This is a genomic window from Sulfitobacter sp. S190, from assembly GCF_025141935.1.
Lineage (GTDB): Bacteria > Pseudomonadota > Alphaproteobacteria > Rhodobacterales > Rhodobacteraceae > Sulfitobacter.
The window spans coordinates 20979-35161 of the sequence record NZ_CP081124.1 but is presented as its reverse complement, the minus strand read 5'-3'; the positions used below and the strand labels follow the sequence as shown (position 1 = coordinate 35161).

General features: G+C 63.1%; 14 protein-coding genes. 10 read left to right on the top strand and 4 right to left on the bottom strand.

Going from position 1 to position 14183, the window contains the following annotated elements:
- Positions 1 to 59 precede the first annotated feature (59 nt).
- Genes K3756_RS18870 through K3756_RS18830 form a run of 9 tightly spaced genes read left to right on the top strand, consistent with a single transcriptional unit; the run spans position 60 to position 7631 of the window.
- Entirely contained in the window at positions 60 to 572 is a 513-nt protein-coding gene (locus K3756_RS18870) for a TRAP transporter small permease (protein WP_259994354.1), read from the top strand.
- An 11-nt stretch (positions 573 to 583) separates the two neighbouring features.
- Positions 584 to 1912, top strand: coding sequence for a TRAP transporter large permease (locus K3756_RS18865; RefSeq protein ID WP_259994344.1), 1329 nt, complete (start codon positions 584 to 586; stop codon positions 1910 to 1912).
- 11 nt (positions 1913 to 1923) lie between these two features.
- On the top strand, positions 1924 to 3231 hold the full coding sequence (hisD, locus tag K3756_RS18860; RefSeq protein ID WP_259994341.1) for a histidinol dehydrogenase: 1308 nt from the start codon (positions 1924 to 1926) through the stop codon (positions 3229 to 3231).
- Complete coding sequence (locus K3756_RS18855) at positions 3231 to 3995, top strand: SDR family NAD(P)-dependent oxidoreductase (RefSeq protein WP_259994339.1); 765 nt, start codon at positions 3231 to 3233, stop codon at positions 3993 to 3995. Before hisD ends, K3756_RS18855 begins: the two co-directional genes overlap by 1 nt.
- Complete coding sequence (locus K3756_RS18850) at positions 3992 to 4972, top strand: alcohol dehydrogenase catalytic domain-containing protein (protein WP_259994337.1); 981 nt, start codon at positions 3992 to 3994, stop codon at positions 4970 to 4972. Before K3756_RS18855 ends, K3756_RS18850 begins: the two co-directional genes overlap by 4 nt.
- Before the next feature lie 12 nt (positions 4973 to 4984).
- Positions 4985 to 5395 carry a universal stress protein gene (locus tag K3756_RS18845; RefSeq protein WP_259994335.1) on the top strand — a complete coding sequence of 137 codons (411 nt, stop codon included), beginning with the start codon at positions 4985 to 4987 and terminating at the stop codon, positions 5393 to 5395.
- Positions 5396 to 5445: 50 nt separating this feature from the next.
- Positions 5446 to 5952 carry a sulfopyruvate decarboxylase subunit alpha gene (locus tag K3756_RS18840; RefSeq protein ID WP_259994334.1) on the top strand — a complete coding sequence of 169 codons (507 nt, stop codon included), beginning with the start codon at positions 5446 to 5448 and terminating at the stop codon, positions 5950 to 5952.
- A complete protein-coding gene (comE, locus tag K3756_RS18835; RefSeq protein ID WP_259994332.1) occupies positions 5949 to 6503 on the top strand; it encodes a sulfopyruvate decarboxylase subunit beta in 555 nt (184 codons plus the stop codon). The genes K3756_RS18840 and comE overlap by 4 nt, the downstream gene beginning before the upstream one ends.
- Positions 6504 to 6506: 3 nt before the next feature.
- A complete protein-coding gene (locus tag K3756_RS18830) occupies positions 6507 to 7631 on the top strand; it encodes an alpha-hydroxy acid oxidase (RefSeq protein WP_259994327.1) in 1125 nt (374 codons plus the stop codon).
- On the opposite strand, the gene K3756_RS18825 is transcribed toward K3756_RS18830, so the two are convergent.
- From K3756_RS18825 to K3756_RS18810, 4 genes are all read right to left on the bottom strand, one after another.
- Positions 7543 to 8424, bottom strand: coding sequence for a hypothetical protein (locus tag K3756_RS18825; protein WP_259994326.1), 882 nt, complete (start codon positions 8422 to 8424; stop codon positions 7543 to 7545). The genes K3756_RS18830 and K3756_RS18825 overlap by 89 nt on opposite strands.
- Positions 8421 to 9710, bottom strand: a complete 1290-nt coding sequence (locus K3756_RS18820) for a hypothetical protein (protein ID WP_259994325.1) — start codon at positions 9708 to 9710, stop codon at positions 8421 to 8423. The genes K3756_RS18825 and K3756_RS18820 overlap by 4 nt, the downstream gene beginning before the upstream one ends.
- 181 nt (positions 9711 to 9891) lie before the next feature.
- Positions 9892 to 10995 carry a ParB/RepB/Spo0J family partition protein gene (locus tag K3756_RS18815; RefSeq protein WP_259994324.1) on the bottom strand — a complete coding sequence of 368 codons (1104 nt, stop codon included), beginning with the start codon at positions 10993 to 10995 and terminating at the stop codon, positions 9892 to 9894.
- A 3-nt stretch (positions 10996 to 10998) separates the two neighbouring features.
- A complete protein-coding gene (locus K3756_RS18810; protein ID WP_259994323.1) occupies positions 10999 to 12390 on the bottom strand; it encodes an AAA family ATPase in 1392 nt (463 codons plus the stop codon).
- Positions 12391 to 12908: 518 nt separating this feature from the next.
- Here K3756_RS18810 and K3756_RS18805 point away from each other — a divergent pair.
- Positions 12909 to 14108: a replication initiation protein gene (locus K3756_RS18805; protein WP_259994322.1), complete on the top strand. Its 1200-nt coding sequence runs from the start codon at positions 12909 to 12911 to the stop codon at positions 14106 to 14108.
- Positions 14109 to 14183: the final 75 nt, after the last annotated feature.

Sequence of the window (14183 nt, the reverse complement as noted above, 5' to 3'; positions counted from 1 at the left end):
CCTGATACCTCCACGCCCCGGCGTGCCGGTACGGCTATGGCCAACAGATGAGGAACATGATGAAGATGCTGCGCCGCCTTGACCGCGATGCCGAACGCTGGCTGCTTTTGACATTCTACGTGATGCTCGTGATCACGATGGCCGTCGAAGTGCTCAGGCGTGAAATCTTTTCCTACTCGTCGATCTGGGGCGAAGAGATCGTGCGCTACTCCTTCATCTACCTCGCGTGGATCGGGGCCGCCGCCGCGGTCAAGGAACGCGCCCACATCCGCATCGACGTGATCATGCACTACCTCGGACCGCGCCCCAAGGCGCTGCTCTATATCTTCGGCGATCTGGTGATGATGTTCGTCGCCGTCATCGCCCTCTACTGGTCCTACGAGGCGGTTCATGTCTCCGCAAAATTCGGCTCCGTCACCGACGGGCTGCGCATCTCGAAGGTCTGGTTCCTGATGGCCGTCCCGACGGGTTTCGCACTTATCATCTGGCGCCTGCTGCAATCGCTGCGCCGCGATTTTCACAGCCTTCGGACGGGACAACCCGTCTACGAAGGCGATACATTGTTCGATTGAGGGGCTGACAGATGCTTTGGAACCAAGTCAGTCAAACGGTCGAGCTGGGCTGGGACTTTTACCTGCCGGTGATCATGTTCGTCGCACTCATCGGTCTGGCCGTGCCGGTCTGGGCCGCCATCGGTGTCTCCGCAATCGTGATGTTGTTCATGTCGGGCGATCTGCCACTGAGCCTCGTGGGCGAAAGCCTGTTTGCGGGCATCGACGCCTTCGCCCTTACCGCTGTGCCGCTGTTCATCCTGACGGGCGACGTGCTGGTGCGCACCGGGCTCAGTCGAAAATTCCTCGACGTGGCCGAGGCGCTGACCTGCTTTACCAAGGGCGGCTTCGGGTCTGCCACGGTCCTGGTCTGCGGCATGTTCGCGGCGATTTCCGGCTCTGATGCGGCGGGCGCTGCCGCCGTGGGGCGCATGACCATCGCCCGGCTGGTGGAATCGGGCTACCCGCGACCCTATGCCTGTGCGCTGGTGGCCGCGGGGGCCTGTACCGGCATCCTGATCCCGCCGTCGATCGCCTATATCATCATCGGCCTCGTGCTGGGCATATCCGCCTCGACGCTGTTTTTGGCCGCCCTGATCCCCGGTCTGGCGATCCTGCTGGCCATCCTGATCACCAACCTGATCGTCAACCGCATCTACGTCTACGAAGGCGGTGGCCAGATGACACTGGGCGAATGGGGAGCAAACCTCGCCAAGGCGCTCAAATCGGGCTGGTACGCATTCATCGTGCCCGGCATCATTTTCTACGGTATCTTCTCGGGCCGGCTCACGCCCACCGAAGCGGGTGCCACCGCCGTTGTCGTCACCATCATCATGGGCTTTATCCTGCGCACGCTCAGCTTTGCGGACTTCCCCGCGATGTTGCTCAGCTCGGCCAAGGTCAACGGGGTCATCCTGCCCATCATCGCCTTTTCCGCGCCACTGGCCGAAGCCTTGGCCATCATGGGTGTGCCGCAAGGCTTCGTGACCTCGGTCACCGCCATGACGGACGAGCCGTGGCTGCTGATCCTGCTGATGATCGGCATCCTGATCGCGGCGGGCTGTGTGATGGAAACCACGCCCAACATCGTCATCCTCGCGCCCATCCTCAAACCTCTGGCTGACAACATCGGCATGAACGAAATCCAGTTCTGCATCATGATGATCACCGCATTGGGGGTCGGCTTCATCACGCCACCGCTCGGTCTCAACCTCTTTGTCGTATCTGGCATTACAGGTGAGTCCATTCTGAAGATTGCCGCGCGTGCGGTGCCCTTCGTACTCTGCATGTTCATCGTCGTTCTTCTGATCGCTTACGTGCCCGCCATTTCAACAACTCTCCTGCCGGACATCTACAAGTAGGATTATCCTCCATGACCCGCGACTACCTGAAAAAAGCCACCCTGACCGCCAAGTCGGATGCCTCCGAAACCCACGAGACCGTCAAGAACATCCTGTCGGACATCGAAGCGGGCGGCGATGCCAAGGCGATGGAATACGCCAAGAAATTCGACCGCTACGAGGGCAATGTCTTGCTCACGCAGGATGAAATCGACGCCGCAATCGCCCGCGTGCCCGAAAAGCTCAAGGCCGATATCCGCTTCGCCCACGACAACGTCAAACGCTTTGCCGAATTGCAAAAAAGCACCGTGGAAGACGTCGAGATGGAAATCGCGCCGGGGTTCGTGGCGGGTCAAAAGGCGATTCCGGTGGATGCCGCGGGCTGCTATGTGCCCGGCGGACGCTATAGCCACATCGCCAGCGCAATCATGACCGTGACAACCGCCAAGGTGGCGGGCTGCGAACACATCACCGCCTGCTCGCCCCCCCGCCCCGACGAAGGCGTCAATCCCGCGATCGTCTATGCCGCGCACATCTGCGGCGCGGACAAGATCATGGCGATGGGCGGCGTGCAGGGCGTGGCCGCGATGACCTTCGGACTTTTCGGTCTGCCCAAGGCCAACATCCTCGTGGGCCCGGGCAACCAGTTCGTCGCCGAAGCCAAACGCATCCTCTTCGGCCGCGTGGGCATCGACATGATCGCGGGGCCCACCGACAGCCTCGTGCTCGCCGACAAGGACGCCGACGCGCATATCGTGGCCACCGATTTGGTCAGCCAGGCCGAACACGGCTACAATTCGCCGGTCTGGCTGGTCACCGACGACCGGGCACTCGCCGAAAAGGTCATGGAACTGGTGCCCGGCATGATCGAGGATCTGCCCCAGCTCAACCGCGACAACGCCTTCGCCGCATGGCGTGACTACGCCGAAGTGATCGTGTGCAAGGACCGCGAAGACATGGCCGCCTGTTCGGACGAATACGCACCCGAACACCTCACCGTACAGGCCGAAGACCTCGACTGGTGGCTCAACCGGCTCACCTGCTACGGCTCGCTGTTTCTGGGCGAAGAAACCACCGTGTCCTACGGGGACAAGGCAACAGGCACCAACCACGTGCTGCCCACCTCCGGTGCGGCCAGCTATACCGGCGGGCTGTCGGTGCACAAATACATGAAAATCGTCACGTGGCAGCGCGCCACCCGCGACGGCTCCAAGGCCGTGGCCGAGGCGACGGCCCGCATTTCGCGGCTCGAAGGCATGGAAGGCCACGCGCGCGCGGCCGACGTGCGGCTGGCGAAATACTTCCCCGGCGAAAACTTCGATCTGTCGGCCGAAGGCTGATGGCACATCCGGCTGCCCTGTTTGACCTGAGTGGCAAGGTGGCCTGTGTCACCGGTGCCAGTTCCGGTCTGGGCCGCCAGGCGGCACTGGCGCTTGCGGGCGCCGGGGCGCGCGTGGTGGGCGTGGCGCGCCGCGCCGACGCGCTGGAGGCGCTCGTCTCCGACATCGGCGCGGATACCGCCGCCGCCGTCACCGCTGACGTGGCGGACCGCAGCGCCACCGCCGATCTGGCGCAGGCGCTTGCCGCGCCCTTCGGGGCGCCCGACATCGTGGTCCACGCCGCGGGCATCAACACCCGCGAACCCGCCGATGACGTCACGCCCGAGGGCTGGGACCAGACGCTGGCGCTCAACCTCACGGCCCCCTTTTTCCTCAGCCAGACCCTCGTGCCCGCCATGAAGGCCAAGGGCTGGGGCCGCATCGTGAACTTCGCGTCGCTGCAAACCACGCGCGCCTTTCCCGGCGGCATCGCATACGGCGCGACAAAGGCAGGCATCGCCCAGCTGACCCGCGCGATGGCCGAAGCATGGTCGCCCCACGGGATCACCGCCAATGCCATCGGGCCGGGGTTCTTTCCCACCGAACTGACGGCGGCCGTCTTCGACGATGCCGACCGCGCCGCACGCAATGCGGCACAAACTTGCATGGGGCGCAACGGCACGCTTGGCGATATGGACGGGCCGATCCTGTTCCTGTGCTCGGACGCATCATCCTATGTGACGGGGCAGGTCCTGATGGTCGACGGGGGGTTTACCGCGAAATGAAAGCCCTCGTTTACGACGGCGTCGAAACTTTGGGCTTCCGCGATGTGGCGGATGCCGTGGCAGGCACCGACGACCACCTGATCCGGGTCGATGCGGTGGGCATCTGCGGGTCGGACATGCACGCCTATCTGGGCCACGACGCACGCCGCCCTGCCCCGCTGATCCTCGGCCACGAAGCGGCAGGCACGATCCAGGGCGGGCCGCGCGACGGCACCCGCGTCACCGTCAACCCGCTTGTCACCTGCGGCACCTGTGCGGCCTGCAGGTCGGGGCGGGAAAACCTCTGCCCGACCCGTCAAATCATCTCCATGCCGCCGCGCGAAGGGGCGTTTGCGCAGTTCATCACCATGCCCGACAGCAATCTGGTCACCGTCCCCGATGGTGTCAGCGCGGCAAAGGCATCGCTGGCCGAACCGCTGGCGGTCAGCTGGCACGCCGCGCGTCTGGCGCTCGAGGCCCTTCACCCGTCGATGGAAAAACGCGCGCTGGTCATCGGCGGCGGGGCCATCGGGCTTGCCGCCGCACTGGCGTTGCGCGCAATGGGCATCGAGGACGTCACCATCGCGGAGCCCAACGATGCCCGCCGCGCGTTCCTCACCGACCGCTGCGGCCAGCGGACCACCGCCGAGGTCGCCGACAGCTACCCGCTGATCATCGACGCGGTCGGATACGGCGCAACCCGCGCGACCGCATCGGCACAGGCCCTGCCCGGCGGCGTCATCGCGCATGTCGGATTGGGCGAGGATACCGGCGGGCTGGACATACGGCGCATGACCCTGCAAGAAATCACCTTCATCGGCACCTACACCTACACCGCGCAGGACTTCCGCGATACCGCCGCCGCCATCTTCGATGGCCGTCTGGGTCCGCTGGACTGGACCGAAACGCGCCCCCTGTCCGACGGCTTCGCCGCCTTTCAGGACCTGCGGGCAGGACGGGTGGCGGCACCGAAAATCATTCTGGACCCCTGGGCCTGAAAGGACAGCGCAATGTACAGCAGAATTCTCGTACCCATGGCACTCGATCATGATCTGTCGGAGCACACGCTTGCCGTGGCAACCGCACTCGCCGGTGACGGCGGGCAGATCACGGCGCTGCACGTCTACGAGGCCCCACAAGGCTCCGTGCGTGCGTATCTCGACGACGAAATGATCGAGGAAGGCTTCAAACGCGCCAAGGAACGCCTGCACGAAAAAACCGCCGCACATCCGCAGTTGTCGGCGCTTATCGTCAAGGGCCACACCTACCGCACCATCATCGACCATGCGACGGACCACGGTATCGACTGTATCGTGATCGGTTCCCATAAACCCGGGCTCAGCGACTATCTGCTGGGTTCCACGGCCGCCCGCGTCGTGCGCCACGCGCCCTGCGCGGTGCACGTCTACCGAAGCAGCTGAATTCCCGCATCCGCGCGTCCGCGCGCACCAACCCGAAAGGCAGAAAAGACATGAATATCGACAAGAAGATCACGGATGATCTTGTTGCGAACGACGTTTCCTTTGTGACCACCGTGCCCTGCAAACAGCTGGCCGGTGTGATCGATGAAATCGACGCACGGGAAGAGATCTTCCACATCCCGTCCAACAAGGAAGACGAAGGCATGGGCCTGTGCGCGGGCGCGTTCATGGGCGGCAAACGTCCCGCGATCATCATGCAGAACACCGCCATCGGCGTGACCATCAACACGCTGGCGACGCTGACACAGTACTACCGCATGCCGCTGCCGATGATCATCTCCTACCGCGGCGAACTGCGCGAACCCGTCGCCTGCCAGGTCGAAATGGCCGTTCACACCAAGGCGCTTCTGGCGCAGCTGAACATCCCCACCTACCACTTCCACTGGCAAAGCGATGTCGAGGAATTCGACAACATCCTCAAATACACCTTCATGTGCAACAAGCCGGTCGCCATCCTGACCGACGCCAACTTCTGGGGAGGCTACGGCGACCAATGATCCGTTCCGAAATTCTCAAAGAAATCGCCCCGATCCTGCGCGATCAGCTGATCGTCTGCAACATCGGCATCCCCAGCCAGGAACTGCACGCCATCGATGACCAGCCCACCAATTTCTACATGCTGGGCACCATGGGTCTGTCGTCCTCCATCGGTCTGGGCCTCGCGCTGGCGCAGCCCAAGACGGTCATCTCCATCGACGGTGACGGCTCTGTGCTGACCAACCTCGGCACCCTGCCGACCATCGGCAACAACGCCCCCGGCAACTACATCCTGATGATCATCGACAACGGCTCCTACGGCTCCACCGGCGATCAGCCCACCTATACGGGCAAGAAGACCGATCTGGCGGCCATGGCCCGTGCCGCGGGCTGCGACAACGTGGTCGAGGTGCAGGACGTCGACACCGGCAAAGCCCTGCAAGAGGCGATCGACGGCGGCAAGGCCACCGTGATGGTCGTCAAATGCGACAGCGGCAACGCCAAGATGCCGGTGATCACGATGGATCCGGTCATCATCAAGGATCGCTTCATGAAAGCGGTTCAGGCCTGACCCATGGCCGCCGCTGCGCATATCCATTCCGCAATGGACGCGCGGCGGCTGGCCAAACGGCGCTTGCCGTGGATGATATTCGACTACATCGACGGGGCCGCGGGCGCGGAAACCGGGGCCGCGCGCACCCGGGCGGCGCTTGACGCAATCACGCTGCGGCCACGCGTCCTGCGTGATGTCAGCCAACGGTCCCTCGCCACCACCCTTTTCGGGGCACCGGCCGACATGCCGTTCGGCATCGCGCCCATGGGCATGTGCAATCTCTCGGCCCCCGGCGCGGACCTCATGCTGGCGCGCCTTGCGGCCCGTCACAGCATCCCGCACGGCGTCTCCACCGTCGCCTCCACCCCGCTGGAAAAGATCATCGAGGTGGCGCAGGGCCACGCGTGGTTCCAGCTCTATTTTTCGGGCGACGGGACCGGCACCTTCAAGCTGGTCGAACGGGCCCGCTCCGCGGGGTACAAAACGCTGGTGCTCACGGTCGATGTGCCTGAGGTGGGCCGGCGGCCCCGCGAATTGCGTCACGGGTTCAAGATGCCCTTCCGCATCGGACCGCGCCAGTTCATCGACTTCGCCCTGCACCCGCGCTGGTCACTGACGTCACTGGCCGCGGGCAAACCGCAAATGGCCAACTTCGACATGCCGGGCTACAGCTTTGACCGCACCGAAAGCCGCGCACGCGCCACGTGGGACACGCTGGCGCGGCTGCGCGATATGTGGCCGGGCAATCTCGTGGTCAAGGGCGTGCTGGACGCGCGCGATGCACAGGCGCTGCAGCGCGCCGGCGTCGATGCCATTCAGGTCTCCAGCCACGGCGCACGCCAGCTCGAAAGCGCCCCTGCCCCCATCGACGTGCTGCCCGACATCCGCGCCGCCGTCGGCCCCGATTTCCCGCTCTTCTATGACAGCGGCCTGCGCTCGGGCGAAGACGTGCTGCGTGCGCTCACACGGGGGGCCGATTTCACCTTCTTCGGACGGTCGTTGCAATTCGCCATGGCCGCGGGCGGCGAAGCGGGCCTGAACCAGCTTTGGTCGGTCTTCAAAAGTGAGCTGTCGATCGCCATGGCGCAATGCGGGCTGCAAGATCTGCAAAATGTGCCATCCGCCCACGGGCCTGCGCCCAGCTGACCAATATGCGCCGCCCGTCCTCGACAACCTGGGTCACGTCATCTTTCCCCACACGGATCCGATCGGCATATACAACCAATTGCGCCGACGCTTGCATGGTATAGGTCCGCGCCGCATCCGGCCCCCTGCCCTGCGTGCGCAGTTGCAGGTTGCCCACCACGCAATTGCCGAACTCCGCGCGCAATGCGGCACACAGGGCCACCGCGCGGCGCGACATCAACGCGCGTGTCTCGGGGGTGAATTCCCGCGCAGCATTCAGCGCAAGATCGGCATACACCTTGATGAATTCGCCATTCTCGACATCCGCCACCGCGCCGGGGTGAAAACGGGGCACGATCTGCAAACTGCCGGACAGATCGACACGCCCGCCGTCGCGCAGCCGTGCATCCGCCTCCCCCACCAGACAGCTTGACGCATATCCCACCAGCAGTTCGGCACAAAACGTCGTCAGCAGCTGCGGGGCCCGCGCCTTGGCATACAACAGATGCAGCGCAGGGTCAGGCGCGGCCTCGCCCTCGGCCAGCAGGCTGTCGAAACGGCGCTCGAATTGCACCCGCACTGTGCGGCGTTTGCTGAATTGCGCCATGTCATAGTAGGCCCGCATTTCCTTGCGGCCCCTGATCCAACGCACCGGCGCAGGCCCCTTTATCAGTTCGGCAAACCTCTCCGGGCTTACGTCTGATCCCCGGGTCGTGGCCATGCTCACCTGATACCCCCATATCATCGAGGGCACGTACCACAGGGCCGACAATCCGACGATCACCGCAACGACCAGGGGATAGAGATACTTCATGGCCGGTCTCCTTGCACCGGCGGGGGCACCAGACGGGTCAAATCCCCGCCCGCCGCCGCGGTCAGCACCGATTGATGGATCGCCTGCAACTGGGTGTCGCCCACGGCAAAACGGTCGGCATTGGTGATATAGGCGGTCCGCCCGGTCAGCGGGGCATAGGCCAGCGGCGCCGTCGGCCGCGGCCCCACCAGAACGTGGGCCGCGTGTTTGACCGCCACCATATTTGTCGACGGCTCAATCCCGACCGCAGACAGATACCAGCGGCGGTAGGCCTCCGCCCCGTTGGTCTGGGAATACAGATAATTCTCCATCAGCTTGTTGCCGCTGCGGGCCTCGTCGATCGTGGTCCACTCCGCTTGCGGCGGCAGATACGGTGCGACCATACAGGGGCGCGGCTCTTCGTTGACGCCATATTCAAAGTCGGTGACGAAATCGGAAATCCGGATCGCTTCGAACGTCGCAGGCGCGGTCAGCCCCGCCACCGCCGATTGTGCACCGATCATTGCCACATGCGCGATCTGCACGCCCGGAGCCGCATGCACGTTCCAGATCGTATGCGCCCGAAAACCCTGCAACACCAGATACACGGGCGCGCTGGTGTCGGTCACGAAAACGTCGACCATTGCCATCTGGCTGTCGACCATTCTGCCCAGCTTGTAGTGCCGCTTCGTCCGCGACATCAGGCCCTCGACCTGATCAATCAGCGCCTCGGACAATTCCGCATTCGAAAAGGCATGGACCGGGGTATGCAGATTTCCGGTTTCCAGACGGACGTTGTGCACCACTTCTTCCGGCTGGGGGCGGCGCAGGGTGCAGGCCCTGTTGGGCGTAAACGGCGTCAGCTTGGCCGGATGGGTCTGCGCTGTTGCATCTTCGAACCCCGTGGCGATGTCGGCCAGCATCAGCGGCGGCAACCCCGCGCTCGCCACGCCCGGCGAGTTGAAAGCCCACCCCTGCAGCGTGAGATAGCGCGGTTCCGCCTCGACGGCCTCGCGGTTCTCGCGCGATTTGCCCGTGTCCGGACCGATCAATTCTTGGCGCAGCTCCGCCACGCTGAACCCGTCCGGCGACAGGCCACCCCCCATCACCAATCCCGTAAACCCCAGCACGATGGCGCCGAACAGCACCTTCAAATGCGTCACACTCAAAGACCGCTTCTTGCGCGGCGCTCTGGCGCTTCTGATCGGGCCTGTCTGCGGTGTCGGCGCTTTTGCCTGCGCAGTCTCCTGCGCCTCATCCGCCGCCTTCAGGCGCTTTAGTCGTTGTTCAAATGCATCGCGGCTCATAGGGGTCCACCACCGGCTTCATCCCCACCTTGAGACAGTCCAACTATGGCACGAGCAATGAACCGAAAGGGCAATACTGTGGCGGCCAGCGGCGCATCTTTTTGCGACGCCGAGACTACTCATATTTTAAGTTACTGATAATAAACGATTTTTTTATCAGTCGAGGTTTCGCGGCGAAACCTCACTCCGGCTTTTCGAGCAGGAATTGAAGCTCCGCCATGACCGAATCCATCAGATCACTGTCCAGCCCCTTGCCTTCGAAACGGATGGTATAGCCGGTTGAATCGTGCGCTTTGCGCAGGGTGATACCACTCGAAAGAACCAGCGTTTCCGCGTCTTTCCAACCCGGCTGCGGGGCCTTTGTCCGGGGCCTCCCGCCCTTCCCTGCCCCGTCTTTTGGCAGTGCCTCGCACCGGGCCAATACCGGCTCCATCGCCGCCCACTCAGACGCGGGATCTCCCCCTGCCCCGCTCTCCAGCGCGGCGCGCAGATCACGTTCTGCACCCTGCCGCAGGGCCGCCGCAATGCGCAGGCCTTCCCGCTCTTTCAGGGCCTCGGGGAAGCTCAGCAAATCACCCAGTTCCTCAAAGATGACGGCGAAGGATCTGATCTTGCTCCGCTTGGCCTTGGACGCCACCGGAAACAGCCCGTTCACGGCGCCCTCCACGCTGTCAAAAGCCCCTTGCTGCGCCGCGATGACCGCGATGCGGCCCCGCTCGAAATGGCTCAGGTTGGCGCGGACCTCGTTCTCTTCGACCATCGCGGCAAAGGCACCGCCCATCACGTCGGGGCTGCGCAAGATCGCCTTGATCCGCCCATAGCCTTCGCCCCGCTCGATCCGCAGCGCCTGCATCGCCCGCAGCCTGCGATAGCCTGACAGAAGACCGTATTTGGGGCCATCACCCCCCTGCCCCGAAAGCTCGAAAACCTCGATCGGCAGGCGCAGCCCCGTGGCCGCGATCGATGCCTGAAGTTCGGCCATCGCACCGGGTTCAAGCACCGTCCGGTCACGTACCATCGCATCGGTATCGATGTCCTCGAGCGCGAGATCCATGAGCAACCGGCCTTCCGCCTCGGCAGCTCTGAGGCTTTGTGCGTCCGCACTGTCGCGGGCCCGTTTCGCGCGGATGGCGGGATCTTCGCGGGTCAGCGCTTGTGCCGTTTCGGCGGCCACCTGACTTATGGGTGCACCCATGCCGCGCACCGGGGTTTCGCGGCGAAACTCCTCTTCGATACGCGCCAGATCATCGGCGTTCGGAGCTTCGAGCTTTCTGCGTTTTGCCATGATCTAAACCTCCTCTTGCGTGGCTTGCGCCATCTGTTGATCGCGCCACCAAGTGCCCAGCAGAACCGTTTTGATTTCGGCCCATGTCTGATCGAACGTCTCGCGTCCACGGACGTAGGTATCACGGTTGAAAGCGCGGTAGTCGGCTTCATAGATACCATTGACCTGTTCGCCAGCCTGCCCGACCATCGCCGTCATCTCTTGGCGGTAGGTGGCCATGAAATCCCCGAAATAGGCCTGAATCACGTTGGCCAAATCGGTCTGCTGACCGGCATCGAAGCGGGTGATGAGCGCGCGCACGGCGTCCCATTCGAACTTCATTTCCGGCAGACCATCGCGCCGCCTGACGGAATTCTCGCCATCCTCGATGCTGGCGAAGGTGGAATAGAGCATATCGAAAAAACGCCCCGTTGAATCGAACTCGAGAAACGAGGCTCCCAGCGGCACCACGAGGATGTCGGCCGCGGCCAGTGCGTTGATCGTGAGGTAGCCGAGGGCAGGGGGCGTATCGAGCAGGATGATGTCGTATTCATCGAGGATCTTCTCGTCCTCCAGCGCGTTTGTGAGCGCATCCCAGAGCGGCCAGTTGCGGGCCTGCATACGCCAGACGGGCACCTGAAATTCGGCCCAGTAGAGGTTCAGTTGCGCACCGATCAGATCGATGTTGGGCCAATGTGTCGGCTGGATCAGGTTTCGCGGCGAAACCCCGAGGCTTTCGGTTAATGTTTCGTCAAGCGGCAGTTCGTTGTGCCCTGCGGCGCGCCGCACCTCGTTTTCGGCCTGCACGTGGCGCGCGTAATCCTTGGCCAGAAGGGGGAAGGCGGTGGACCATTCATCGGGCACGTCGCCGCCCATGATGGATGTCATGGACCCTTGGCTGTCGAGATCAATGACCAGCACCTTGTAGCCGTCGAGTGCCGCGGACATGGCCAGATGCGCGGCGGTCGAGGTCTTCCCCACGCCGCCCTTGAAGTTCGCGACCGAGATGACCTTGGCCGGCAAGCCTTCGGGGCGCCACGACTTGTATTCGCGGTTGGCGGCCCCTTCAGTCGCGAAGTGGTCGCGCAGCACCAAAACGTCATCGAGGGTGAACCAGCGCGAATTGCCTTCGCCCGTTCCCTGCGGCAGATCGGGGTGACCCTTGAGCACGCGGCGCAGATGGGCGGGGGCTACGTTCAGCAGGTAGCGGCAGACTTCCCACGTCGAGAATTTGCGCAGGCGTTTGCGCCCGTCCGGCGCATAGCCCCGTTTGGCCAGATCGTCCCGACCTCGGGCAGCAAATGCTGCGGCCTTGGCAAAACGTGCGGTGTCTATAGGATCGGAAAGTGTTTCTGCGGCCTTGGCGGGGTCAATGTTGAAATACGCCGGGGTGTCGCTCTTGCCTGTGCTTGCCATATTACCTCTGTGATGTTCGTTTTTTATTGCGATGTTCGGTAATCTTTCGCACATCGGTTCGCGCATGTGAATTGAGAACCTGCAATCTATACGCCCATCATAGTCTAATATTGATCAAACGACGACATATAGTTGTAAGATCTTTATCAGCTTTAGAAGCTTTGGGTTATAAATCCTACTCATAATCAGAGGGTTAGATGTTTCGGGGTGCCCGTACGCGGGACGAAGGGGCACCAATCACGGGACGAAAGGGACCTGTTTGCGGGATAAAGGGGCCCGATTCGCGTGAGGAAGGGGCCCATACTGCGGTTCATGTCGTGTTAGAGCCTGTTTTCGGGGTTTCTGAGTCGGGGGGCAGCGGGCCGATCCCGTAAATTGGTTCCTTTCCGGTGCCGCAGTACGCGACACCCGGTCCCGTATTCAGGTACCTCAAGAGTGCTTGCCTACGGGAACCTTTGTGCCGATACTATGGCAAAAATAAAAGCCCCGAATCCGGGGCGCGCCGAGCAGGGGCAGATATGACCAAAGTGGACCGCAGGCCCAAGGGGCCGGAGATTGACCGCAGCACGCTGACCGGATCGTTGCGCCGCGATGCGGTGAAGAAACATGTCGCGGCGATCCATGTTTCGGGCAAGCTGACCCTGCTGCAACGCAAACTGTCGAACGTGCTGCTGCTGAATGCCTATGACACGCTGACCAGCCAACAGACCCACGCCATCGACGCGCGCACGCTGTGCCTGATGGTGGGGTATAATTCCAATGACATGGACACGCTCAAGCAATCGCTGCGCGGGCTGGCGGAGACGGTCGCCGAATGGGACATGCTGGATGCGAAAGGCGAACAGGAATGGGGTGTGTCGAGTTTGCTGAGCTACGCCAAGCTGAAGGGGGGCGTGTGCGAATATGCCTATTCGCCTGCCCTGGCTGCCAAGCTGAGCGACCCCAAGGTGTTTGCCCTGATCAACCTCAACATCCAGCGGGCGTTTACCAGTGGCCATGCGCTGGCGCTTTACGAAAACTGTTACCGGTTCGTGCGCACGGGGAGCACCGGTTGGTGGAGCCTCGATCTGTTCCGGCGGCTCATGGGGGTGGCGGACAGCAGCTATTACGAGGTCTACAAGCACCTCAACGCCAAGATCATCAAACCGGCGGTGGCCGAGGTGAACAAGACGTCGAACATCGTGATCCGCCCCGAGATCCGCAAGCGCGGCCGGTCGGTGACGGACATCCGTTTTCTGATCGAGGAAAATCCGCAACTGGCGATCCTGAACATCGACGACGGGGCAGGGGTGCGCAACAGCCCTGTCTATGCGCGGTTGCGGGCGTTGGGGGTGACGGACAGGCTGGCGCGGCAATGGCTGGCCGAGCACGGCGAGACATATGTCGCGCGCAAGCTTTCGTATGTAGCGGGGCAGGGGGATGTGCAAAATCCGGTCGGCTATCTGACGGCGGCGCTGCGCGATGATTTCGAGGCGCCGGTAGACGCGGCGCCGGACCTGAGTGCGGGGCAGACGGCGCGGGCCGCGCGGCTGGCGCGGATACGTGATCTGGTTGCGGCACGCACGCCCACCCAGCGCGATGCCGACCGCCGCGCCTTTGCCAGCCGTATCGCCGATCCGGCCGCGCGTGATGATTTCGAGCGCCACGGCTGGATGTCGGCCCTGAACGCCGATGCGATCTGGGCGTTCTGGGACGCGATGTCACCAGACGGTCTATAGGCGAAAAACGGCCAGTTCGCGCGCAAATGCCCGTAATGGTGGAAAATGGGCAACAGGTTGATTGCAACATGAATC